The organism is Testudinibacter sp. P17/SS/0325, from assembly GCF_053570765.1.
Genome location: NZ_CM131635.1, coordinates 468,265 through 490,543 on the forward strand (window position 1 = coordinate 468,265; position 22,279 = coordinate 490,543).

Consider the following 22,279-nt stretch of genomic DNA (forward strand, 5'->3'; position numbering starts at 1 on the left):
CAATAGGGAAATATTCATTATTCAGGAACCAAGACCATGCTGAACCCGAAAAAACTAGAGCAATTCGCACAACAAATTCATGATGCGCTACCGCAAGGCGTTAAAAATTTTGGTGAAGATATGGAAGCCAAAGTGAAGCAGGTGATTCAGGCGCAATTAGCTAAATTGGATGTGGTGACACAAGAAGATTTTGAGGTGCAAACCCAAGTGTTAATCCGCACCCGTGAGAAACTGACCGCACTTGAACAACGTTTAGACGAGTTAGAAAGTAAGTTAGCGCTTACCGAAACCAGTCCGCCCGCAGAAAATGCCGAATAATCCATAATTAGAGAACAGCTTATGTCTTTTGCTTATCTGCAACAAAAACGCAAACAACTCAACCTGAAAGTCGCCGAGGTGTGCGAGCAAGCCGGGGTGACTCGCGCCTATTTTAACCAATTGGTCAGCGGCAAAATTAAAAATCCGAGTGCGATTAAACTGCAAGCCTTGCATAAAGTGTTGAACATCACCGAAGTCGAAGATAAAAAAATCGGCGTGATTTTCGGTAAGTTCTATCCGGTGCATACCGGGCATATCAACATGATTTATGAAGCGTTTAGTAAGGTCGATGAAATTCATGTGGTGGTATGCAGCGAAAGTGAGCGCGATCTGAAGCTGTTTTACGACAGCAAAATGAAAAAAATGCCGACCCCGCAAGATCGTTTGCGTTGGATGCAGCAGATTTTCAAATATCAGCAAAAGCATATTTTTATCCATCATTTGGTTGAGGACGGCTTGCCGAGTTATCCCAACGGCTGGGAAGCATGGGCTGGACGGGTTAAGCAGTTGTTTGACCAGAAAAACGTTGCACCAACCATTGTGTTCAGCAGCGAACCGCAAGACCAAGAGCCGTATGAGAAATATTTAGGCTTGCAGGTCAATCTGGTTGATCCGGAGCGGAAATTTTTCAATGTTTCGGCAACCAAAATCCGCAACCATCCCTTCCATTACTGGAAATTTATTCCGAAAGAGGTGCGGCCGTTTTTCGCCAAAACCATTGCCATTTTAGGCGGCGAAAGCAGCGGTAAAAGTGTATTGGTGAATAAACTGGCGACGGTATTTAACACCACCTCAGCCTGGGAATACGGGCGTGAATATGTGTTTGAGCAGCTCGGCGGCGATGAACAGGCAATGCAATTTTCCGACTATCCGTTAATGGCAATCGGGCATTTACGCTATGTTGATTATGCGGTGCGTCATGCGCACAAAGTCGCGATTATCGATACCGATTTCATCACTACGCAGGCATTTTGTATCCAATATGAAGGCAAAGCGCACCCGTTTTTAGATTCGATGATTAAGGAATATCCGTTTGATATTACCATTTTATTATCGAACAACACCAAATGGGTGGACGACGGCTTGCGCAGTTTGGGCGATCAAAAATCGCGCCAAAAATTCCAAGATCTGCTCAAACGCTTGTTGGATAAATATAAAGTGCCGTATATTGAAATTGAATCGCCAAGCTATTTAGAGCGCTACGATATGGCGAAAGAGATTGTCGAAAAAGTGTTGAATGAGGAAGATTTGCCGACGCTGCAAAATGATAACGGACGGGAGCTGTAACCATGTTGTTATTCGCCGGGGATCCGCACGGCAGTTTTGAACATCTTTTCCCTTTTTTGCAGCAACAAGAGCAGGACGTTGCCCTCGTGATTTTAGGCGATCTGCAATTAAGCGACGGTGCTGTCTTAGAACGGCTATCGGAGCATTGCGATTTATGGTTTATCCACGGCAATCACGACAGTAAAACCGTTGCCGCATTTCAAGCCTTATGGGGAACCACGTGGAAAGAACGCAATTTGCACGGGCGGGTAGTCGAAATTCAAGGACAAAAAATTGCCGGTTTAGGCGGCGTATTCCGCGGGCAGATCTGGATGCCGCCGAATAAACCGCTGTTCTTCGATCCGATCCATTTTTGCCAATATTGCCCATCGGATAAAATTTGGCAGGGCGGCTTACCGTTGCGCCACCGCACGTCGATTTTTTTATCGGATATTGAGCAGTTGGAGCAACAACAAGCGGATATTCTAATTTGCCATGAAGCCCCTAAACCACATCCGTCGGGTTTTCAAGTGCTTAATGCGCTAGCCGAAAAAATGGGGGTTAAAAAAATTTTTCACGGACACCACCATGAAAACTTTGACTATACCGCACTTGCTCATAAAACGAGTTATCAAGTTGTCAATGTGGGTTTCCGCAGCCTTGCTACGCTGGATGGAGAATACTTATTGCAAGGCGTTGATGATCGCTAACCTTCATTTCGGTTTCATATAGGCAGAAAACAAAAAAGCTCACCAATCGGTGAGCTTTTTATTTTTTATAATGATTATTCCGCAGCGGCTTCTTCAGTCGCTACTTCCGGACGATCAACCAACTCAATGTAAGCCATTGGCGCGTTGTCGCCTGCACGGAAACCACATTTCAAAATGCGGGTGTAACCACCGGCACGTTGAGCAAAACGTGGACCTAATTCATTAAATAATTTCGCAACGATTTCGTTGTCGCGAGTACGAGCAAAAGCTAAACGGCGGTTTGCAACGCTGTCTGCTTTAGCTAAAGTAATTAACGGTTCAACTACACGACGTAATTCTTTCGCTTTAGGCAAAGTCGTCTTGATGATTTCATGACGAACTAAAGAACCTGCCATATTACGGAACATCGCTTGGCGATGGCTGCTATTACGGTTTAGTTGACGACCACTCTTGCGATGGCGCATGACCTTATCCTTCTCAGAAAAATCTTAATCCATACCGAAATTAGTCTTCAGCAATACTTGCCGGAGGCCAATTTTCAAGGCGCATACCCAGTGATAGTCCGCGTGAAGCCAACACGTCCTTAATTTCAGTAAGTGATTTCTTACCAAGATTAGGGGTTTTCAACAGCTCCACTTCAGTGCGTTGGACTAAATCACCGATATAGTGAATTGTTTCTGCTTTCAAACAGTTAGCAGAACGAACTGTCAACTCTAAATCGTCCACCGGACGCAGAAGAATCGGATCGAACTCCGGTTTTTCTTCTTTAATTTCAGGTTGACGAATATCACGCAAATCAACGAATGCATCAAGTTGCTCTGCTAGAATTGTCGCTGCACGACGAATCGCTTCTTCCGGATCGATAGTGCCGTTGGTTTCCATTTCGATAACCAATTTATCCAAATCGGTACGCTGTTCAACACGGGCAGCTTCAACATTATAAGAAATGCGATCTACCGGGCTGTAACAAGCGTCAACCAATAGGCGACCAATCGGACGATCTTCGTCTTGAACATGTTTGCGCGCAGAGGCAGGCACATAGCCGCGACCACGCTGCACGCGAATGCGCATATTAATTGATGCATTGGCATCAGTCAAATGACAAATCACATGTTCCGGATTAACAATCTCAACATCTCCATCATGGGTGATATCGCCAGCAACAACAGGTCCGATTCCAGATTTGCTCAGCGTCAGGAACACATCGTCCTTATTCTGTACTTTAACCGCTAGACCTTTTAAGTTCAGAAGCACTTCTAGAATATCTTCTTGAACGCCTTCTTTACTGCTGTACTCATGTAACACACCGTCGATTTCCACTTCAGTTACGCCGCAACCCGGCATAGATGACAACAGAATACGACGTAACGCATTACCTAATGTGTGGCCGAAACCACGTTCTAACGGTTCTAAGGTCACTTTAGCGTGCGTCGGGCTTAATTGCTCGATATCGACTAAATGTGGCTTTAAAAATTCTGTCACAGAACCCTGCATTTTATCCTCTCTTTGCTTCTAAGCTCTATTATTTAGAATAAAGCTCAACGATCAGATGTTCGTTAATGTCTGCTGATAAATCAGAACGTTCAGGAATACGTTTGAATACGCCTTCCATTTTAGCAGCATCAACTTCCAACCATGTTGGTTTTTCTCTTTGCTCTGCTAATTCTAATGATGCTTTAATACGTGCTTGTTTTTTCGATTTTTCACGAATAGCAACGACATCTTCAACAGAAACTTGGAACGATGGAATATTAACCACACGACCATTCACAACAACTGCTTTGTGACTCACTAATTGGCGAGCTTCAGCACGCGTTGCCGCAAATCCCATACGGTAAACAACGTTATCCAAACGACCTTCCAATAATACCAACAAGTTTTCACCGGTATTACCTTTTAAGCGGTTAGCTTCTTTGTAGTAATTACGGAATTGACGCTCTAAGATACCGTACATACGGCGAACCTTTTGCTTCTCACGTAATTGACTACCGTAATCGGATAAACGCGCTTTACGAGCACCGTGTTGACCAGGTGCGGTATCTAATTTACATTTTGATTCAATCGCGCGGACACCGGACTTAAGGAATAAGTCAGTACCTTCACGACGGCTTAGCTTGAGTTTAGGACCCAAATATCTTGCCATTTTCTTTCTCCAACTATCCTATAACGCCATTAAACACGACGTTTTTTCGGTGGACGACAACCGTTATGTGGAATCGGAGTCACATCAGTAATGTTGGTGATACGGAAACCCGCAGCATTCAACGCACGAATTGTTGATTCACGACCAGGGGCCCTTAACCATAACTTCCAAATTTTTCAAACCGAATTCTTTTACGATCTCGGCGCAACGCTCAGCAGCAACCTGTGCAGCGAACGGGGTAGATTTACGCGAACCACGGAAACCTGAACCACCTGCTGTAGCCCATGCTAAAGCATTACCTTGACGGTCTGTAATGGTAACGATTGTGTTATTGAAAGATGCATGGATATGTGCCACGCCATCTACGACTTGTTTTTTTACACGCTTACGTGCACGAACTGGTGTTTTAGCCATTATCATTTACCCCGATTATTTCTTGATCGGCTTACGAGGACCCTTACGGGTACGCGCATTTGTTTTAGTACGTTGACCATGTACTGGCAAACTACGACGATGACGTAAACCACGGTAACATCCTAAGTCTAACAGACGTTTGATGTTCAAAGTTACTTCACGACGCAAATCACCTTCAACGGTAAATTTACCAACTTCGTCACGCAGAATATCGATCTGCTCTTCAGACAATTCTCTGATCTTTACATCTTCGGCAATACCGGCAGAAGCACAGATGGCTTTTGAACGGGTTTTACCGATTCCGTAGATTGCAGTTAACGCAATTACAGCATGTTTGTGATCAGGAATGTTAATGCCTGCAATACGGGCCACTATGCACTCCTATTTATTTAAAGTTAATTGATATACTGATCTTGAAAAGCCCGTTTCAGGATACTCAAACAGTATATCAAGGACGAAATGAGCTGAGCAGTATAACTGCCCAGCTTATTCTTTGCAAGGAAAATTAGAGATTAACCTTGACGTTGCTTGTGACGCGGATCACTGCAAATCACACGAACGATACCGTCACGCTTGATCACTTTGCAGTTACGACACATTTTTTTTACGGAAGCACGAACTTTCATTGCTTTTCCCTTTTGTCTTATGGGCGATTACTGCCCGAACCCTTTAAGGTTTGCTTTCTTCAGCGCAGATTCATATTGCGTCGACATCAAGTGACTTTGAACCTGTGCGATGAAATCCATAATTACCACAACCACGATGAGAAGTGAGGTTCCACCGAAGTAGAACTGGACGTTCCAAGCGGAGGTCATAATATAAGGCACTAAACAAACAAACGTAATATATAATGCGCCAATCAAAGTCAAACGAGTCATGATCTTGTCAATATAACGCGACGTTTGTTCACCTGGTCTAATACCCGGAATAAATGCACCGGATCTTTTCAGATTATCCGCAGTATCTCGTGGATTATATTGCATTGCCGTGTAGAAGAAACTGAAGAAAATAATTGCCACCGCATACAGCACCAAATAAATCGGCTCGCCCGGCGCTAGCAACAACGATAAATTCGACAACCACTCCATGTTAGCACCTTGTCCGAACCACTGGGTTAGCGTGGCCGGGAACAAAATGATACTTGAAGCAAAAATAGCCGGGATAACCCCTGCCATATTGACTTTAAGCGGTAAGTGCGAACTTTGCGCCGCTAACATATGACGGCCTTGTTGGCGTTTGGCATAGTTTACGACGATTCTTCTTTGTCCTCTTTCTACGAAGATAACAAAATAAGTCACAGCAAAGACAATAACTGCAATCAACAATAATACCAGTACATTCATTTGTCCTTGGCGCGCCTGCTCAATGGTTTGACCAATGGCAGAAGGCAATCCGGCGACAATACCTGCAAAGATAATTAAAGAAATCCCATTTCCGATTCCCCGTTCGGTAATTTGTTCGCCCAACCACATCAGGAACATGGTGCCGGTGACCAAACTCACGACCGCAGTGATATAAAAGCCCAAACCAAGGTTTGGAACTAATCCCGGAATCATACTCGGCAAGCCGGTAGAAATACCAATCGCCTGAATCGTTGCCAATACCAACGTTGAATAACGTGTGTATTTGCTGATTTTACGACGACCGGCTTCCCCTTCTTTCTTCAATTCTGCCAGCGCAGGATGTACCGCAGTTAATAACTGGATAATGATCGATGCCGAGATATACGGCATGATCCCTAACGCAAAGACTGAAGCACGGCTCAAGGCACCACCTGAGAACATGTTAAACATGTCGATGATGGTACCTTGTTGTTGATTGATCAACTGAGCTAATACAGCGGCATCAATACCAGGAACCGGAATAAATGAACCTATGCGAAATACGATTAATGCGCCTAACAGAAACAGTAATCTTCTTTTCAGTTCACCTGTACCCCCTTGGGTACTTTTTGCTTGATAACCTGGTTGTTTTGCCATTGATTAATTATTCCTCAACTGAGCCGCCAGCAGCTTCGATTGCTGCTTTAGCACCTTGAGTTACACGCAAACCGCGTACAACTACCGCACTTTTAACTTCACCGGCAAGAATAACTTTAGCGAATTGAATATTATTTGAAATAATATTCGCGGCTTTCAATGACTCTAAGGTCACTTCGCCGTCTACTTTCGCTAAATCATTCAAACGAATTTCAGCCGAAACCAGTGCTTTTTGTGAAGTGAAACCGAATTTCGGTAAACGACGGTATAAAGGCATTTGACCACCTTCGAAGCCACGACGAACGCCACCACCGTTGTTACGGGATTTTTGTCCTTTGTGACCGCGACCACCTGTTTTACCTAAACCGGAACCAATACCACGTCCAAGACGTTTAGCACTTTTTTTAGCTCCATCAGCCGGAGACAGAGTATTTAAACGCATTCTCTTACTCCTCTACTTTAACCATGTATGAAACTTGGTTGATCATCCCACGGACAGCCGGCGTATCGATTAACTCGACTGTGTGGTTGATACGGCGAAGACCAAGACCACGAAGCGTAGCTTTGTGTTTCGGTAAACGACCGATTGAGCTACGGGTTTGTGTTACTTTGATAGTTTTTGCCATGATCAATTACCCCAAAATTTCATCAACGGTTTTACTGCGTTTCGCAGCAACCATTTCTGGTGATTTCATATTTGCCAATGCATCAATAGTTGCACGGACAACGTTAATTGGGTTGGTTGAACCGTATGCTTTAGACAATACGTTACGCACGCCAGCAACTTCTAATACTGCACGCATCGCACCGCCTGCGATAATCCCGGTACCTTCACTGGCTGGTTGCATAAATACGCGTGAACCAGTGTGAGCGCCCTTGACAGGGTGCTGTAAAGTACCTTCTGTAATCGCTACATTAACCATATTGCGACGGGCTTTTTCCATCGCTTTTTGGATCGCTGCCGGAACTTCACGGGCTTTACCGTAACCAAAACCTACGCGACCGTTACCATCACCTACCACTGTCAATGCAGCGAAGCTGAAAATACGACCACCTTTAACTGTTTTAGATACACGGTTTACCGCGATTAGCTTCTCTTGCAGTTCACCAGCTTGTTTTTCGATGTTTGACATCTCAAATTCCTCTATTAGAACTGTAGACCAGCTTCACGAGCCGCATCGGCCAATGCTTGCACACGACCATGATATTTAAAACCGGAACGGTCAAAGGCAACGGATTGTACGCCTTTAGCCAACGCTCTTTCAGCAACAGCTTTACCTACTACTGCAGCAGCATCTTTATTACCGGTGTATTTCACTTGCTCACTAATGACTTTTTCAACAGTTGAAGCAGCGGCAAGTACTTCTGAACCGTTAGGTGCAATAACTTGCGCATAAATGTGACGAGGAGTGCGGTGAATAACCAAACGGGTTACTCCTTGTTCTCTCATCGCATGACGTGCGCGAGTTGCACGACGGATACGAGCCAATTTCTTATCCATAGTGTTACCTTATTATTTTTTCTTAGCCTCTTTGGTACGTACGACTTCATCATCATAACGTACCCCTTTGCCTTTGTAAGGCTCAGGACGGCGATAAGCACGAATGTCTGCTGCAACTTGACCAATAAGCTGTTTGTCTGCACCGGTCAAAACGATTTCAGTTTGTGACGGGCATTCCGCTTTGATACCTGCCGGCAATGCGTGCTCAACCGGGTGAGAGAAACCTAAACTTAAAGCAATGCTGTTGCCTTTAATTTGAGCTCTGTAACCTACACCCACCAATCTTAACTTCTTAGTGAAGCCTTCAGTAACACCGATAACCATTGCGTTAACAAGCGCGCGAGTTGTACCGGATTGTGCATTTGCGCTTTTGCCTTCGTTACGAGGAACAAAAGTCAACGCACCATCTTCTTGTTTAACTTCAACTTCATTGTGAATGGTACGAGATAACTCACCATTCTTACCTTTTACCGTTAATAGCTGGCCGTTAAGTTTTACCTCAACGCCGGCAGGAATATTAACGGGTGCTTTAGCAACACGAGACATCTTCCTACCTCTCTATTAAGCTACGTAACAGATGATCTCACCGCCTAAACCGGCTTTACGCGCGGCACGGTCAGTCATCACACCTTTAGATGTAGAAACGACAGCGATACCTAACCCACCCATTACACTTGGTAACTCGTCTTTACGTTTATAGATACGCAGACCGGGACGGCTGATACGTTGGATACTTTCTACAACAGGTTTGCCTTGGAAATATTTCAAAGTGATTTCCAGTTCAGGTTTAGCACCTTCGGAAATTTTCACGCTTTCAACATAACCTTCTTCTGCAAGCACATTGGCGATAGCCACTTTTAGCTTGGACGAAGGCATATTGACCGCGATTTTGTTCGCAGACTGACCGTTACGAATACGGGTCAGCATATCTGCGATTGGATCTTGCATGCTCATGTGTCTTTACTCCCATGATTCCAAAATAAAGTGGTTGATTACCAGCTTGCTTTCTTAAGACCCGGGATCTCACCGCGCATAGCAGCTTCACGGACCTTAATACGGCTCAAACCGAACTTACGCAACACACCGTGCGGACGACCGGTTTGGCGGCAACGATTACGCTGACGAGACGGGCTGGAATCGCGTGGTAAAGCTTGTAACTTCAACACCGCGTTCCAACGATCTTCGTCGGAGGCATTTGCGTCTGAAATAATTGCTTTCAGCTCGATACGTTGAGCATAGAATTTTTCAGCCAATTTAGCGCGCTTTAAATCGCGCATTTTCATTGATACTTTAGCCATTTGTAACCTGCCTTATTTACGGAATGGGAAGTTAAAGGCAGCCAGTAATGCTTGACCTTCTTCATCTGTCTTCGCAGTCGTTGTGATAGTAATATCCAAACCACGAACACGATCCACTTTATCGTAATCGATTTCAGGGAAGATGATTTGCTCACGCACACCCATGCTGTAGTTTCCACGGCCGTCAAATGATTTCGCGTTTAAACCACGGAAATCACGGACACGAGGAACCGCAATATAAATCAATCGTTCAAAGAATTCCCACATACGTTCGCCACGTAGGGTCACTTTGCAGCCGATTGGATATCCCTGACGAATCTTAAAGCCTGCAACGGATTTGCGTGCTTTAGTGATTAAAGGTTTTTGACCGCTGATTGCCGCCAGATTCGCTACCGCGTTATCTAACAGTTTTTTATCGGTCAGAGCTTCACCCACACCCATATTCAGGGTTATCTTTTCGACTCGTGGGACTTGCATGACAGATTTGTAGCCGAATTTATTTTTCAATTCGCTTACTACTGTATCTCTGTAATAATCATGCAGTTTCGCCATCGCTATACTCCAGTATTATTTAATTGTTTCACCAGTAGATTTGAAGAAACGGACTTTTTTGCCATCTTCAAACCGGAATCCTACGCGGTCAGCTTTGTTCGTTGTAGGGTTGTAGATTGCTACGTTAGAAACGTCGATTGCCGCTTCTTTCTTCACAATGCCACCGGCTTTACCTAAAGCCGGAACCGGTTTCTCATGTTTGGAAACCATGTTTAAACCTTCAACGATCACTTTACCGTTAGGCATAACTTTTGTTACTTTACCACGCTTGCCTTTGCCCTTTTCAGCGCTTCCGGTTAGCATGATTACTTCATCGTTTTGACGGATTTTTGCAGCCATGACACTCTCCTTACACTACTTCCGGGGCCAATGAAATGATTTTCATAAACTTCTCTGAGCGAAGTTCACGAGTCACTGGTCCGAAAATACGTGTACCGATTGGTTGCTCGGTATTATTGTTTAAAATAACACAGGCATTACCATCGAAGCGAATAACTGCACCATCTGGGCGACGTACACCCTTCTTGGTGCGCACAACAACCGCCTTTAATACATCACCTTTTTTTACTTTACCGCGAGGAATTGCTTCTTTCACAGTAATTTTGATGATGTCGCCAATACCAGCGTAACGACGGTGTGAGCCACCTAGAACCTTGATACACATTACGCTGCGAGCGCCTGAATTATCAGCAACGTCCAGCATAGTCTGTTCTTGGATCATATTAGTGCTCCGCTAAAATCAAAATAAACCCTTTCGGGACGAACCTGTTTACCCAATGCAAACAGGGTGCGGATTGTATCAAACGGTCAAAAGGAAAGCAACTGGATTTTCGTGTTATCGCCAAGATTTATCGGCTTATGCGGCAGGAGAAACGGCAATAAAAAACCGCACTTTGAAAGTGCGGTTTTCTATTTTGGATTCAAAACAATAATTAGATTACTGCTTTTTCAATCACACGAACTAAAGTCCATGATTTGGTTTTAGAAATTGGGCGACATTCGCGAATTTCTACTAAATCACCAACGTTAGCGTCGTTAGCTTCGTCGTGGACGTGCAATTTGGTGGTACGACGGATAAACTTCCCATAAAGCGGATGTTTAACCATACGTTCGATTGCGATAGTGAAAGATTTATCCATCTTGTCACTGACAACACGACCTTGCACTGTACGAATTTTATCAGTCATTACTCACCCGCCTTTTCGGTTAGAACAGTTTTAACTTGCGCAATACTACGGCGCACTTGTTTTAACTGATGGGTTTGTTGAAGCTGACCGGTGGCTGCTTGCATACGCAATTTGAATTGCTCACCTAACAAGTTAACCAATTCAGCATTCAGCTCTTCAACAGTTTTTGTACGTAGTTCTTGAGCTTTCATTACATCACCGTTTTAGTTACGAATGTGGTCTTGATTGGCAATTTCGCCGCTGCTAATGCAAAGGCTTCTCTTGCGATTTCTTCAGACACACCGTCCATTTCATATAGCACTTTACCCGGTTGGATTAAGGCTACCCAGTACTCAACGTTACCTTTACCTTTACCCATACGGACTTCCAATGGTTTTTCAGTAATTGGTTTATCCGGGAATACACGAATCCAGATTTTACCCTGACGTTTAACAGCACGGGTCATCGCACGGCGAGCCGCTTCGATTTGACGTGCGGTCAAACGACCACGACCAACTGCTTTCAGACCGAATGTACCGAAACTGACGTCGGTACCTGCCGCTAAGCCACGGTTACGACCTTTGTGGACTTTACGGAATTTTGTACGTTTTGGTTGCAACATTTATTCAATCTCCTTACTTACGACCTTTGCGCGCTTTTTTCGGCTGCGCTTCAGGTTGTTGTTCTGATTGCATAACTGCAGCCATTCCACCAAGAATCTCACCTTTGAAAATCCATACTTTTACGCCGATAACGCCGTAAGTGGTATGAGCTTCCGCTGTGTTATAATCGATGTCTGCACGTAATGTATGCAAAGGCACGCGACCTTCACGATACCATTCAGAACGTGCAATCTCTGCACCACCCAAACGACCGCTTACTTCAACTTTGATCCCTTGAGCACCTAAGCGCATTGCGTTCTGTACGGCTTTTTTCATTGCACGACGGAACATAACACGGCGCTCTAATTGTGAAGCAATGCTTTCGGCGACTAAACGCGCATCCAGTTCGGGTTTTTTCACTTCGGTGATGTTGATTTGCGCAGGCACACCAGTGATTTCAGCCAGTTTGTTACGCAATTTTTCAACATCTTCGCCTTTTTTACCGATAACGATACCCGGACGAGCGGTGTGAATGGTCACACGAATGCTCTTCGCCGGACGCTCGATGTCGATACGGGCAACAGAAGCGTTAGCTAATTCTTTGTTCAAGAATTTACGTACTTTGAAATCGCCTTCCAAGTTGTCAGCGAAATCTTTTGTATTCGCAAACCAGGTTGAACTCCAAGGTTTAACAATTCCTAGGCGAATACCATTAGGATGTACTTTTTGACCCATTGTTATTCTCCTACTTGTCAGACACAACCACAGTGATGTGGCTTGTACGTTTTAAAATACGATCTGCGCGACCTTTAGCGCGTGGCATCACACGCTTCATGCTTGGACCTTCGTCAACGAAGATTTTAGCAACTTTAAGATCATCGATATCTGCACCGTCATTGTGCTCTGCGTTCGCAATTGCAGACTCTAAAACTTTTTTCACTAAAGCCGCAGCTTTTTTGTTAGTGAAAGTCAAAATTTCCAGAGCTTGAGCAACATTTTTACCGCGAATTAAATCAGCAACTAAGCGAGCTTTTTGAGCTGAAGTGCGAGCGAAACGATGTTTTGCAATAGTTTCCATCTTTTACTTCCTTCCTTACTTAGCTTTCTTATCAGCGGCATGACCGCGGTAAGTACGAGTCGGGGCAAATTCACCCAATTTGTGGCCGATCATTTCATCGGACACAAAAACAGGAACGTGCTGACGACCATTATGGACGGCGATGGTCAATCCGATCATTGATGGAATGATCATTGAACGACGGGACCAAGTTTTAATTGGTTTTTTATCCCCGCTTTCCACCGCTTTCTCTACCTTCTTCAGCAAGTGTAGGTCAATAAATGGACCCTTCTTGAGAGAACGTGGCATGGCTTATCCTCTTTATTAATTAAAATTATTTACCACGGCGACGTACGATATATTTATCAGTACGTTTGTTGTGGCGAGTTTTCTTACCTTTGGTTTGAACGCCCCAAGGTGTTACCGGGTGTTTACCAAAGTTACGACCTTCACCACCACCATGAGGGTGATCTACCGGGTTCATCGCCGTACCGCGAACGGTTGGGCGAACACCACGCCAGCGGTTCGCACCGGCTTTACCCAGTACGCGCAGCATGTGCTCGGAGTTTCCGACTTCACCGATAGTTGCCTGACATTCAGATAACACTTTACGCATTTCGCCTGAACGAAGACGCAGAGTTACATAGTTACCTTCACGAGCAATGATTTGCACATACGCACCGGCAGAACGGGCGATTTGACCGCCTTTGCCCGGTTTTAATTCTACGTTATGCACAGTTGTACCAACCGGAATATTACGCATTGGTAATGCGTTGCCCACTTTAATTGGCGCTTGGGTTCCCGCTTGGATTTGATCGCCTGCTGACAAACCTTTCGGTGCTAAGATATAACGGCGTTCACCGTCTTTATATAACACCAATGCGATGTTTGCAGAACGATTCGGATCATATTCCAGACGCTCAACAACCGCAGGTACATCTAACTTGTTACGTTTGAAGTCCACGATACGGTAATGTTGTTTGTGACCACCACCGATATGACGGGTAGTGATACGTCCGAAGTTGTTACGACCACCGGTTTTAGATTTGGTATCTAAAAGTGGCGCATAAGGTTTACCCTTATGTAGATCAGGGTTAACGATTTTAACTACGTGACGACGACCAGCGGAGGTCGGCTTACATTTAACGATAGCCATTATTTTCTACTCCTCTGATTACTCTGCACTGTCAAGAAAGTCCAAATTTTGGCCTTCTTGCAAGGTTACATACGCTTTTTTCCAGTCGCTACGACGACCTGTTTTCGCACCGTGACGTTTGGTTTTACCTTTAACAACCACTGTACGGACAGAATCGACTTTCACTTCAAACAAGTTTTCAACTGCGTTGGCAATTTCCACTTTGTTTGCGTCTTTCGCTACTTTGAAAACAATCGTATTTGACTGTTCAGCGTTATTAGTCGCTTTTTCAGAGACGTGAGGTGCTTTCAGCACTTTCAGCAAACGTTCTTCTAGAATCATGCTAACATCTCCTCAATTTGCTTAACAGCTTCAGCGGTAACAACGACTTTCTCGAAAGCAATCAGACTTACCGGATCAATCGCTTGAACGTCACGCACATCTACTTTGTAAAGGTTGCGTGCAGCCAAGAAGAGATTTTCATCTAAAGCCGCTGTAATGATCAGCACATCTTCCAGTGCCATCTCTTTTAATTTTTGAACCAACACTTTTGTTTTCGGGGCGGCAACTTCGAATTTTTCAACCACGATCAAACGATCTTGACGAACCAATTCGGAAAGAATGCTCTTAATTGCACCGCGATACATTTTTTTGTTCACTTTTTGGCTGTGATCTTGTGGCTTAGCCGCAAATGTCACACCACCTGAACGCCAGATAGGGCTTTTCACGTTACCGGAACGCGCACGGCCCGTACCTTTTTGACGCCATGGTTTTTTGCCTGAACCTGCTACTTCAGCACGAGTTTTTTGTGCACGAGTACCTTGGCGAGCACCTGCTGCATAAGCAACAACAACTTGGTGTACCAACGCTTCGTTAAACTCACGTCCGAAGGTAGTTTCAGAAACAGTCAATGCACTTTGTGCATCTTTAGTTACTAATTCCATTCCTATCTCCTAGACTTATGCTTTAGCTTTAACAGCGGGTTTAACAATTAAATCACTACCGGTCGCGCCTGGAACGGCACCTTTGACCAATAATAATTTACGTTCAGCATCAACGCGAACCACTTCCAGGGATTGAACGGTTACACGCTCAGCACCTAAGTGACCTGCCATTTTTTTACCTTTGAATACACGGCCCGGAGTTTGGTTTTGACCAATAGATCCCGGAACACGGTGAGACAAAGAGTTACCGTGGGTAGCATCTTGAGTACGGAAGTTCCAGCGTTTTACTGTACCGGCGAAACCTTTACCTTTAGAAGTACCTGTTACGTCAACTTTTTTAACGTCTGCGAAGACATCAACATTAATTTCCTGCCCCAAAGCGAACTCTTCACCTTCGGTACGGAATTCCCATAAACCGCGACCAGCTTCAACACCTGCTTTAACGAAATGACCTGCTTCTGGCTTAGTTACACGACTTGCTTTTTTAGAGCCAGTAGTAACCTGAACTGCAGAATAGCCATCTGTTTCAAGGGTTTTCACTTGAGTCACACGGTTGGCTTCGATTTCGATTACGGTAACTGGAATAGACACACCGGCTTCTGTGAAGACGCGAGTCATACCAACTTTACGACCGATTAAACCAATCATTGTATTAACCTCTTAAATAATTCCCTAATTAACCTAGGCTGATCTGCACGTCAACGCCGGCAGCCAGATCTAAACGCATAAGCGCGTCAACAGTTTTCTCCGTTGGTTCAACGATATCGACCAAACGTTTATGAGTACGAATCTCGTATTGGTCACGCGCGTCTTTGTTGACGTGCGGAGAAATCAATACGGTGAAACGCTCTTTACGGGTCGGTAATGGAATTGGACCACGAACTTGAGCACCTGTGCGCTTAGCTGTTTCTACGATTTCCGCAGTGGATTGATCGATCAAACGATGATCAAACGCTTTCAAACGGATACGGATTCTTTGGTTCTGCATGAGACCAGAGCTCCATTCTAAAAATTAGATAACAAAAAACCGACACCTCAATTTCCCTACTGCATAAACGTGAAAATGAAGTGCGATTAAGCCTATTTTAGCTCCCCTATCGGGAACATTGTCAGCAACAACCTCAGGCTGTCACTCGTTTGATAAATGATTACACCAAACGACTCTCTTACGAAAGTCCGCAGATTCTATAGAATCAGCGCACAGATTGCAAGCACTTTCCGTAAAATAATTTGATTATTTCTTATACCGCACTTTGCCGCTTTTTTCACGTTGCAGGCTTTCCCTCCCCGACTAAATTTGTTATCGTTTGCGCGGGTTTTGCCGTTGCAAAATTGATACGAAAAGCACCGCACTTTTCACTTTTTATTACTCGTCTGCCGATAGGAAAACGCCGATGAAAATTGCCGCCAGTCAAGGCACAGAATTCGCCTTTTTGTCTGACTACAAAATTATGGACATTGATATGACCGATTTCACCAATGTCTGTGCCGTGGTAACCACGATTAACGATCTGCCCGAAGTGTGGGAAGAGCTGGAACGTTTGGGGTTTGCCATTCCGATTTTCGCCGCGATTGAATACGGCGAAACCGTGCCGGACAAGTGGCTGACCGAGCTGTACGGCGTGATCGAGCTGGCGGAAGACCAAAAATACTACAACGGGCAGTTGATCAACGCCGCCGCCGCCGATTATATCGACACCCTTGACCCGCCGTTTTTCCAAGCCTTGAAAGAATACACCGACTACGGCAACGCCGCCTTTGACTGTCCGGGACACCAAGGCGGACAATTTTTCCGCAAACACCCGTCCGGTCGCCGCTTCTATCTCTATTTCGGCGAAACCCTGTTCCGCGCCGATTCCTGTAATGCCGATGTGCGTTTGGGCGATTTGCTGATCCACGAAGGCCCGGCTTTCCAAGCGCAAGCCCATGCGGCACGGGTGTTTAACGCCGACAAAACCTATTTCGTCCTCAACGGTACCTCGTCCGCCAACAAAGTGGCAATCGGCGCACTAGTCACGAAAGGCGATTTGGTGCTGTTTGACCGCAACAACCATAAATCGGTGCACCAAGGCGCATTGACCATCAGCGGCGCAACACCGGTGTATATGGAAACCACCCGCAACGCCTACGGCTTTATCGGCGGCATTCCGTCACACTGTTTTGAAGAAGCCGATATCCGCGCGCAAATCGCCAAAGTCGCGCCGGAACGTGCCAACGACAAACGTCCGTTCCGTTTAGCGGTAATTCAGTTAGGCACTTACGACGGCACGATTTATAACGCGCGCCAAGTGGTTGATCGTATCGGACATCTGTGCGATTACATTCTGTTTGACTCGGCGTGGGTCGGTTACGAACAATTTATTCCGATGATGCGTGATTGTTCGCCGCTATTATTAGAACTGAACGAAAACGACCCGGGCATTTTGGTGACCCAATCGGTGCATAAACAGCAAGCCGGTTTTTCGCAGGCTTCGCAAATCCATAAAAAAGACAACCATATCCGCCTGCAAACGCGGTATTGCAACCATAAACGGTTCAACAACGCCTTTATGATGCACGCCTCGACCAGCCCGTTCTATCCGCTGTTCGCCTCGCTCGATGTCAATGCCAAAATGCACGCCGGCAAAGCCGGAAAACGGATGTGGCAGGAATGCGTGCTCAGCAGCGTGGAAGTGCGCAAAATGTTGCTGAAAACCTGTAAATTGATTCGTCCGTTCGTGCCGCCGATGGTGGACGGCAAATCATGGGAAAACCATAAAACCGAAGATATTGCCAACAATATCCGCTTCTTCCAATTCGCCAAAGACGCACGCTGGCACGATTTCGACGGTTATGCCGAAGAGCAGTATTTTATCGACCCGTGCAAATTGTTACTCACCACGCCGGGGATCAATATGGAAACCGGCGAATATGAAGAGTTCGGTATCCCGGCAACGATTTTGGCGCATTTCCTGCGCGAACGTTCGGTGATTCCGGAAAAAGCCGACTTGAACTCGATTTTGTTCTTATTAACCCCGGCGGAAACCATGGCGAAATTCCAACATTTGGTCGCCAATATCGCCCGTTTTGAAGAGCATATTCAAGACAACACGCCGGTGATCGATATGCTGCCGACCTTGGCAAAAGCCTATCCGCAATACGGCAAAATGCGGATTAAAGATCTGTGCCAAAAACTGCACGATTTCTACGCCAAACACCGCTTAAACGAACTGCAACAGCAAATGTTCCTGCGTGACGCTTGGCCGAAAATGCACATCACCCCTGACGAATGCCACAACGCCTTTATCCGCAACCAAGTGGAATTGGTGCCGCTGTCTGAAATTCGCGGGCGCACCGCCGCCGAAGGCGCATTGCCATACCCGCCGGGCGTGTTGTGTATCGTCCCGGGCGAAGTGTGGGACGGTGCCGTGTTGGATTACTTCTTAGCGCTGGAACAAGGTATCAACGAGCTGCCGGGCTTCGAACCGGAAATCCAAGGCGTGTATCTGGAAGCCGACGAATTCGGTCACAAACGCGCCTCGGCGTATGTGTTGAAACAATAGTTCAATCGGTTAAAGGCAAAGTGCGGTTTAACCGCACTTTCCCATTAAACCGCCATGCTATCCAACAACTCCACCTGACTCTGTTTCGCCATGGTTTCCACATAAGCCCGCACTTTTTGCGGCAGCACCAAATCCTTAACAACGGTTAAGGAACGCAAGGTTGGGAACAGGTGAATATCATCTTCCGATAACTCGCCGTTGACCGCACTTTCGCTTTGAATCAAGGTGGCTAATGTTTGCAAGTGCGGTTGCAGTTGTTGTAAATATAACGGCGTGTCGGCAAGCAGTTGCCCCAGATCGCCGACCCAGTTTGTCATGCGTTGGATATAGCGTTCTCTCGCCGATTCCGTTGCAATTTCAGCAAACGGCGCTTGGGTGAAGCGCGGGATAATCAACGGCGAGACCAGATTTTTCACCGTCTCTAACCAGTCGCTAATCGCTGGATTGGTTGCGCCGCTCAAGTGCGGTTTGCCGTCCAGTTGATCGATATAGCACACAATATCCATACTCTCCGGCATAAAACTGCCGTCGGTTTTTTGCAGAATCGGCACCACTTTGCGCCCGACCATTTGTGTCGGGGTGTCGATATCGTCTTCCATCAACACCACTTTTTCCACCGCCACGTTCTTCAAGCCGAAAATCATCGCCGCTTTGACACAAAACGGGCAATGCTGATAAATAAACAGTTTCATCGCGTTCTCCTTTCGTTTCCCCCATGCCGAACCGCACTTTGACTATCTGCGCCGCTCGACGAATAATCCTTGCGTTTAGCCTATCACGTCTATAGCACCCAAGCCAATATTCAGGTACAATCCGCCAATTAACTGATAAATAAAAATTGGCATAGAGAACCCTTTTTAGATGAAAAATATTCGTAACTTTTCCATTATCGCCCATATCGACCACGGCAAATCGACCCTGTCCGACCGTTTGATTCAAACCTGCGGCGGCTTGAGTGATCGCGAAATGGCGGAGCAGGTTCTGGATTCAATGGATCTGGAGCGTGAGCGTGGGATCACGATTAAAGCGCAAAGCGTGACCTTGAACTATCAAGCCAAAGACGGCGAAACCTATCAATTGAACTTTATCGACACCCCGGGCCACGTCGATTTTTCCTATGAAGTATCACGTTCGCTTGCTGCCTGTGAGGGCGCGTTGTTAGTGGTGGACGCAGGGCAAGGCGTGGAAGCGCAAACCTTGGCGAACTGTTATACCGCACTTGAGATGGATCTGAATGTTGTGCCGATTTTAAACAAAATCGACTTACCGGCGGCAGATCCGGAGCGCGTGGCGGAAGAGATCGAAGATATCGTCGGCATCGAAGCCGCCGACGCGGTGCGCTGTTCGGCGAAAACCGGCGTGGGAATCGAAGACGTGCTGGAAGTGATCGTCAAAGAAATCCCACCGCCTGAGGGCGATCCTAACGCACCGTTGCAAGCCTTGATCATCGACTCGTGGTTCGATAACTATCTCGGCGTGGTGTCGTTGGTGCGGATTAAAAACGGTACATTGAAGAAAAACGACAAAATCAAAGTGATGAGCACCGGCATTTCCTACGGCGTGGATCGCTTGGGGATTTTCACCCCGAAACAGGTCGATACCACCGAACTGAAGTGCGGTGAAGTGGGCTGGATTGTGTGCGGTATCAAAGATATTTTGGGTGCGCCGGTCGGCGATACCTTAACCCTGCAACACAAATCCGCCGAACTGCCGCTGCCGGGCTTTAAAAAAGTCAAACCGCAAGTGTACGCCGGTTTGTTCCCGATCAGCTCCGACGATTACGAAGCGTTCCGCGACGCGCTGGGCAAACTCAGCTTGAATGACGCCTCGCTGTTCTACGAACCGGAAAACTCGACCGCACTTGGCTTCGGTTTTCGCTGTGGCTTCTTGGGCTTACTGCATATGGAGATTATCCAAGAGCGGTTGGAACGGGAATACGATCTGGATTTAATCACCACCGCGCCGACGGTTGTGTATGAAGTGGAGCTGACCGACGGCACGGTTGAACACGTTGACAGCCCGGCAAAATTGCCGCCGTTGAACAACATTGCCGAAATCCGCGAGCCGATTGCCGAATGTAATATGCTGTTGCCACAGCAATATTTGGGTAATGTGATTACGCTGTGTATCGAAAAGCGCGGCGTGCAGACCAACATGGTCTATCACGGCAACCAAGTGGCTTTAACTTATGAAATTCCGTTGGGCGAAGTGGTGCTGGATTTCTTCGACCGCCTGAAATCGACCTCGCGCGGTTATGCCTCGTTGGATTACAGCTTCAAGCGTTTCCAAGCGGCAAACATGGTGCGGGTGGATATTATGATTAACGGCGAACGGGTCGACGCGCTGGCGTTAATCGTACATAAAGACAATGCGCCGTATCGCGGGCGCGAATTGGTGGAAAAAATGAAAGAATTGATTCCGCGTCAGCAATTTGACATTGCGATTCAAGCGGCGATCGGCAACCATATCATCGCCCGTTCGACGGTGAAACAGTTGCGTAAAAACGTGTTGGCGAAGTGTTACGGCGGTGATGTCAGCCGTAAGAAAAAACTGCTACAGAAACAAAAAGAGGGTAAAAAACGCATGAAGTCCCTCGGCAATGTGGAAGTGCCGCAAGAGGCGTTTTTAGCCATTTTACACGTTGGCAAAGATAAATAAGGAAAGCGAATGTCGAAATTTTTTCTGCCGATTCTGTTAGTCTGCGGCTATGTATTATGGAAAGTGCTGGATCATCTGGCACTGCCGAACACTTTTTCCATTCTGTTAATCGTGTTCACCCTGATCGCCGGTGCAACCTGGTGTTATAACCGTTTTTCGGTCGAGCCGAAACGCCAACGGCAAATCACCCGTTTGGAACAACGCAGCGGCAAAACGTTGAGCGAAGAAGAGCGTGCCCAAGTCGAGCCGATTTCCGAAGGCAGCGAGTTTGTCGCTTCGCTGTTTCCGGTGTTGGCGATTGTGCTGTTGGTGCGCTCTTTCCTGTTCGAGCCGTTCCAAATCCCGTCCGGCTCAATGGAGCCGAGTTTACGGATCGGCGATTTCGTGATTGTGGAAAAATATGCTTACGGCGTGAAAGATCCGATTTTCCAAAATACCTTAATCCCTGTCGGCGAGCCAAAACGCGGCGATGTGGTGGTGTTTAAAGCGCCACCGCAACCGACGGTGGATTACATTAAACGCGTGGTCGGTTTACCGGGCGATCATATCAAATATGACCAAGCCAGCGGCGCGCTGACCGTCACCCCGGCAAAGTGCGGTACGGCGGTGTGTGAGCCGGAAGTCTATCAATACAGCGATGCCAAAGCCAACCCCGACTTTTTCTATCACGGCAATGCGCAAATCGAGATGAACGAAAAAGGTGCGGTGACCCACCAAATTCTGCTCAATCCGGTACGTTTTTATGTGGATGCGGCATATTATAAACAGCCGGGCAATCCGCCGGGCGAATGGACTGTGCCGGAAGGCGAATATTTTATGATGGGCGACAACCGCGATAACAGCGATGATAGCCGTTTTTGGGGCTTTGTGCCGGAAAAAGCCTTGGTCGGCAAAGCCAGTTGGATTTGGTTGAGCTTGGATAAAAAAGCCAATGAATGGCCGAGCGGTATTCGCACCGAACGCCTGTTCACCTCAATTCAGTAAGGTGCGGCAT

The 22,279-nt window shown here is 46.3% G+C and carries 34 protein-coding genes and 1 pseudogene; 6 read left to right on the forward strand and 29 right to left on the reverse strand.

Features of this window, described 5'->3' with window-relative positions; genetic code table 11:
* Window positions 1-36: 36 nt before the first annotated feature.
* Genes ubiK through ACWA50_RS02290 form a run of 3 tightly spaced genes read left to right on the forward strand, consistent with a single transcriptional unit; the run spans window position 37 to window position 2,294 of the window.
* Window positions 37-318, forward strand: a complete 282-nt coding sequence (ubiK, locus tag ACWA50_RS02280) for a ubiquinone biosynthesis accessory factor UbiK (RefSeq protein WP_431053718.1) — start codon at window positions 37-39, stop codon at window positions 316-318.
* 21 nt (window positions 319-339) lie between these two features.
* Window positions 340-1,605: a multifunctional transcriptional regulator/nicotinamide-nucleotide adenylyltransferase/ribosylnicotinamide kinase NadR gene (gene nadR / locus ACWA50_RS02285; RefSeq protein ID WP_431053719.1), complete on the forward strand. Its 1,266-nt coding sequence runs from the start codon at window positions 340-342 to the stop codon at window positions 1,603-1,605.
* Window positions 1,606-1,607: 2 nt separating this feature from the next.
* Entirely contained in the window at window positions 1,608-2,294 is a 687-nt protein-coding gene (locus ACWA50_RS02290; RefSeq protein ID WP_431053720.1) for a metallophosphoesterase family protein, read from the forward strand.
* Between the two features lie 74 nt (window positions 2,295-2,368).
* Here ACWA50_RS02290 and rplQ read toward each other — a convergent pair whose 3' ends face one another.
* The 28 genes and pseudogenes from rplQ to rpsJ all read right to left on the reverse strand — a co-directional run bounded on the left by rplQ (window position 2,369) and on the right by rpsJ (window position 16,073).
* Window positions 2,369-2,758, reverse strand: coding sequence for a 50S ribosomal protein L17 (gene rplQ / locus ACWA50_RS02295; RefSeq protein WP_431053721.1), 390 nt, complete (start codon window positions 2,756-2,758; stop codon window positions 2,369-2,371).
* A gap of 40 nt (window positions 2,759-2,798) precedes the next feature.
* A complete protein-coding gene (locus ACWA50_RS02300) occupies window positions 2,799-3,788 on the reverse strand; it encodes a DNA-directed RNA polymerase subunit alpha (protein ID WP_431053722.1) in 990 nt (329 codons plus the stop codon).
* Window positions 3,789-3,816: 28 nt separating this feature from the next.
* Complete coding sequence (rpsD, locus tag ACWA50_RS02305) at window positions 3,817-4,437, reverse strand: 30S ribosomal protein S4 (RefSeq protein ID WP_431053723.1); 621 nt, start codon at window positions 4,435-4,437, stop codon at window positions 3,817-3,819.
* A 29-nt stretch (window positions 4,438-4,466) separates the two neighbouring features.
* Window positions 4,467-4,851 (reverse strand): annotated as a pseudogene (rpsK, locus tag ACWA50_RS02310) (30S ribosomal protein S11).
* Between the two features lie 15 nt (window positions 4,852-4,866).
* Window positions 4,867-5,223 (reverse strand): 30S ribosomal protein S13, encoded by a 357-nt coding sequence (rpsM, locus tag ACWA50_RS02315; protein ID WP_431053724.1) that lies wholly within the window; start codon window positions 5,221-5,223, stop codon window positions 4,867-4,869.
* Window positions 5,224-5,363: 140 nt separating this feature from the next.
* Window positions 5,364-5,477, reverse strand: a complete 114-nt coding sequence (rpmJ, locus tag ACWA50_RS02320; RefSeq protein ID WP_084589884.1) for a 50S ribosomal protein L36 — start codon at window positions 5,475-5,477, stop codon at window positions 5,364-5,366.
* Window positions 5,478-5,504: 27 nt separating this feature from the next.
* Complete coding sequence (gene secY / locus ACWA50_RS02325) at window positions 5,505-6,830, reverse strand: preprotein translocase subunit SecY (protein WP_431053725.1); 1,326 nt, start codon at window positions 6,828-6,830, stop codon at window positions 5,505-5,507.
* A gap of 7 nt (window positions 6,831-6,837) precedes the next feature.
* Window positions 6,838-7,272 carry a 50S ribosomal protein L15 gene (gene rplO / locus ACWA50_RS02330; protein ID WP_431053726.1) on the reverse strand — a complete coding sequence of 145 codons (435 nt, stop codon included), beginning with the start codon at window positions 7,270-7,272 and terminating at the stop codon, window positions 6,838-6,840.
* A gap of 4 nt (window positions 7,273-7,276) precedes the next feature.
* On the reverse strand, window positions 7,277-7,456 hold the full coding sequence (gene rpmD / locus ACWA50_RS02335; protein ID WP_084257858.1) for a 50S ribosomal protein L30: 180 nt from the start codon (window positions 7,454-7,456) through the stop codon (window positions 7,277-7,279).
* 6 nt (window positions 7,457-7,462) lie between these two features.
* Window positions 7,463-7,963 (reverse strand): 30S ribosomal protein S5, encoded by a 501-nt coding sequence (gene rpsE, locus ACWA50_RS02340; protein ID WP_431053727.1) that lies wholly within the window; start codon window positions 7,961-7,963, stop codon window positions 7,463-7,465.
* Window positions 7,964-7,977: 14 nt separating this feature from the next.
* Window positions 7,978-8,331: a 50S ribosomal protein L18 gene (gene rplR, locus ACWA50_RS02345; protein ID WP_431053728.1), complete on the reverse strand. Its 354-nt coding sequence runs from the start codon at window positions 8,329-8,331 to the stop codon at window positions 7,978-7,980.
* Between the two features lie 12 nt (window positions 8,332-8,343).
* Window positions 8,344-8,877: a 50S ribosomal protein L6 gene (rplF, locus tag ACWA50_RS02350; RefSeq protein ID WP_431053729.1), complete on the reverse strand. Its 534-nt coding sequence runs from the start codon at window positions 8,875-8,877 to the stop codon at window positions 8,344-8,346.
* Between the two features lie 15 nt (window positions 8,878-8,892).
* On the reverse strand, window positions 8,893-9,285 hold the full coding sequence (gene rpsH, locus ACWA50_RS02355; RefSeq protein WP_431053730.1) for a 30S ribosomal protein S8: 393 nt from the start codon (window positions 9,283-9,285) through the stop codon (window positions 8,893-8,895).
* A gap of 38 nt (window positions 9,286-9,323) precedes the next feature.
* Complete coding sequence (rpsN, locus tag ACWA50_RS02360; RefSeq protein WP_431053731.1) at window positions 9,324-9,629, reverse strand: 30S ribosomal protein S14; 306 nt, start codon at window positions 9,627-9,629, stop codon at window positions 9,324-9,326.
* 12 nt (window positions 9,630-9,641) lie between these two features.
* Window positions 9,642-10,181 (reverse strand): 50S ribosomal protein L5, encoded by a 540-nt coding sequence (gene rplE, locus ACWA50_RS02365; protein ID WP_431053732.1) that lies wholly within the window; start codon window positions 10,179-10,181, stop codon window positions 9,642-9,644.
* A 15-nt stretch (window positions 10,182-10,196) separates the two neighbouring features.
* Complete coding sequence (rplX, locus tag ACWA50_RS02370; RefSeq protein ID WP_431053733.1) at window positions 10,197-10,520, reverse strand: 50S ribosomal protein L24; 324 nt, start codon at window positions 10,518-10,520, stop codon at window positions 10,197-10,199.
* Between the two features lie 10 nt (window positions 10,521-10,530).
* Window positions 10,531-10,902 carry a 50S ribosomal protein L14 gene (rplN, locus tag ACWA50_RS02375; protein ID WP_034615134.1) on the reverse strand — a complete coding sequence of 124 codons (372 nt, stop codon included), beginning with the start codon at window positions 10,900-10,902 and terminating at the stop codon, window positions 10,531-10,533.
* Between the two features lie 211 nt (window positions 10,903-11,113).
* Entirely contained in the window at window positions 11,114-11,368 is a 255-nt protein-coding gene (rpsQ, locus tag ACWA50_RS02380) for a 30S ribosomal protein S17 (protein WP_431053734.1), read from the reverse strand.
* The gene (rpmC, locus tag ACWA50_RS02385; RefSeq protein ID WP_017805230.1) at window positions 11,368-11,559 is read right to left on the reverse strand and encodes a 50S ribosomal protein L29; all 192 of its coding nucleotides are present in this window, start codon (window positions 11,557-11,559) and stop codon (window positions 11,368-11,370) included. Before rpmC ends, rpsQ begins: the two co-directional genes overlap by 1 nt.
* Window positions 11,559-11,969 carry a 50S ribosomal protein L16 gene (gene rplP, locus ACWA50_RS02390; protein ID WP_034615144.1) on the reverse strand — a complete coding sequence of 137 codons (411 nt, stop codon included), beginning with the start codon at window positions 11,967-11,969 and terminating at the stop codon, window positions 11,559-11,561. The genes rpmC and rplP overlap by 1 nt, the downstream gene beginning before the upstream one ends.
* 13 nt (window positions 11,970-11,982) lie before the next feature.
* On the reverse strand, window positions 11,983-12,684 hold the full coding sequence (rpsC, locus tag ACWA50_RS02395; protein ID WP_431053735.1) for a 30S ribosomal protein S3: 702 nt from the start codon (window positions 12,682-12,684) through the stop codon (window positions 11,983-11,985).
* A gap of 10 nt (window positions 12,685-12,694) precedes the next feature.
* Complete coding sequence (gene rplV / locus ACWA50_RS02400) at window positions 12,695-13,027, reverse strand: 50S ribosomal protein L22 (protein ID WP_034615150.1); 333 nt, start codon at window positions 13,025-13,027, stop codon at window positions 12,695-12,697.
* A gap of 15 nt (window positions 13,028-13,042) precedes the next feature.
* Complete coding sequence (gene rpsS / locus ACWA50_RS02405; RefSeq protein ID WP_034615154.1) at window positions 13,043-13,315, reverse strand: 30S ribosomal protein S19; 273 nt, start codon at window positions 13,313-13,315, stop codon at window positions 13,043-13,045.
* A 25-nt stretch (window positions 13,316-13,340) separates the two neighbouring features.
* Window positions 13,341-14,162 (reverse strand): 50S ribosomal protein L2, encoded by an 822-nt coding sequence (rplB, locus tag ACWA50_RS02410; protein ID WP_431053736.1) that lies wholly within the window; start codon window positions 14,160-14,162, stop codon window positions 13,341-13,343.
* Window positions 14,163-14,180: 18 nt separating this feature from the next.
* On the reverse strand, window positions 14,181-14,483 hold the full coding sequence (rplW, locus tag ACWA50_RS02415; RefSeq protein ID WP_431053737.1) for a 50S ribosomal protein L23: 303 nt from the start codon (window positions 14,481-14,483) through the stop codon (window positions 14,181-14,183).
* Complete coding sequence (gene rplD, locus ACWA50_RS02420; protein ID WP_431053738.1) at window positions 14,480-15,085, reverse strand: 50S ribosomal protein L4; 606 nt, start codon at window positions 15,083-15,085, stop codon at window positions 14,480-14,482. Before rplD ends, rplW begins: the two co-directional genes overlap by 4 nt.
* A 15-nt stretch (window positions 15,086-15,100) precedes the next feature.
* Window positions 15,101-15,733 carry a 50S ribosomal protein L3 gene (gene rplC, locus ACWA50_RS02425; protein WP_431053739.1) on the reverse strand — a complete coding sequence of 211 codons (633 nt, stop codon included), beginning with the start codon at window positions 15,731-15,733 and terminating at the stop codon, window positions 15,101-15,103.
* Between the two features lie 28 nt (window positions 15,734-15,761).
* The gene (rpsJ, locus tag ACWA50_RS02430) at window positions 15,762-16,073 is read right to left on the reverse strand and encodes a 30S ribosomal protein S10 (RefSeq protein WP_001181005.1); all 312 of its coding nucleotides are present in this window, start codon (window positions 16,071-16,073) and stop codon (window positions 15,762-15,764) included.
* Window positions 16,074-16,479: 406 nt separating this feature from the next.
* On the opposite strand from rpsJ, the gene speC reads away from it, so the two are divergent.
* A complete protein-coding gene (speC, locus tag ACWA50_RS02435) occupies window positions 16,480-18,627 on the forward strand; it encodes an ornithine decarboxylase (protein ID WP_431053740.1) in 2,148 nt (715 codons plus the stop codon).
* 44 nt (window positions 18,628-18,671) lie between these two features.
* Here the strand turns inward: speC and grxB are convergent, their stop codons facing one another.
* The gene (gene grxB, locus ACWA50_RS02440) at window positions 18,672-19,319 is read right to left on the reverse strand and encodes a glutaredoxin 2 (protein WP_431053741.1); all 648 of its coding nucleotides are present in this window, start codon (window positions 19,317-19,319) and stop codon (window positions 18,672-18,674) included.
* A gap of 169 nt (window positions 19,320-19,488) precedes the next feature.
* Between grxB and lepA the strand changes: the two genes are divergently transcribed.
* Together lepA and lepB are read left to right on the forward strand one after the other, a co-directional pair.
* The gene (gene lepA, locus ACWA50_RS02445; protein ID WP_431053742.1) at window positions 19,489-21,285 is read left to right on the forward strand and encodes a translation elongation factor 4; all 1,797 of its coding nucleotides are present in this window, start codon (window positions 19,489-19,491) and stop codon (window positions 21,283-21,285) included.
* A gap of 9 nt (window positions 21,286-21,294) precedes the next feature.
* Complete coding sequence (gene lepB / locus ACWA50_RS02450; protein ID WP_431053743.1) at window positions 21,295-22,269, forward strand: signal peptidase I; 975 nt, start codon at window positions 21,295-21,297, stop codon at window positions 22,267-22,269.
* Window positions 22,270-22,279 lie beyond the last annotated feature (10 nt).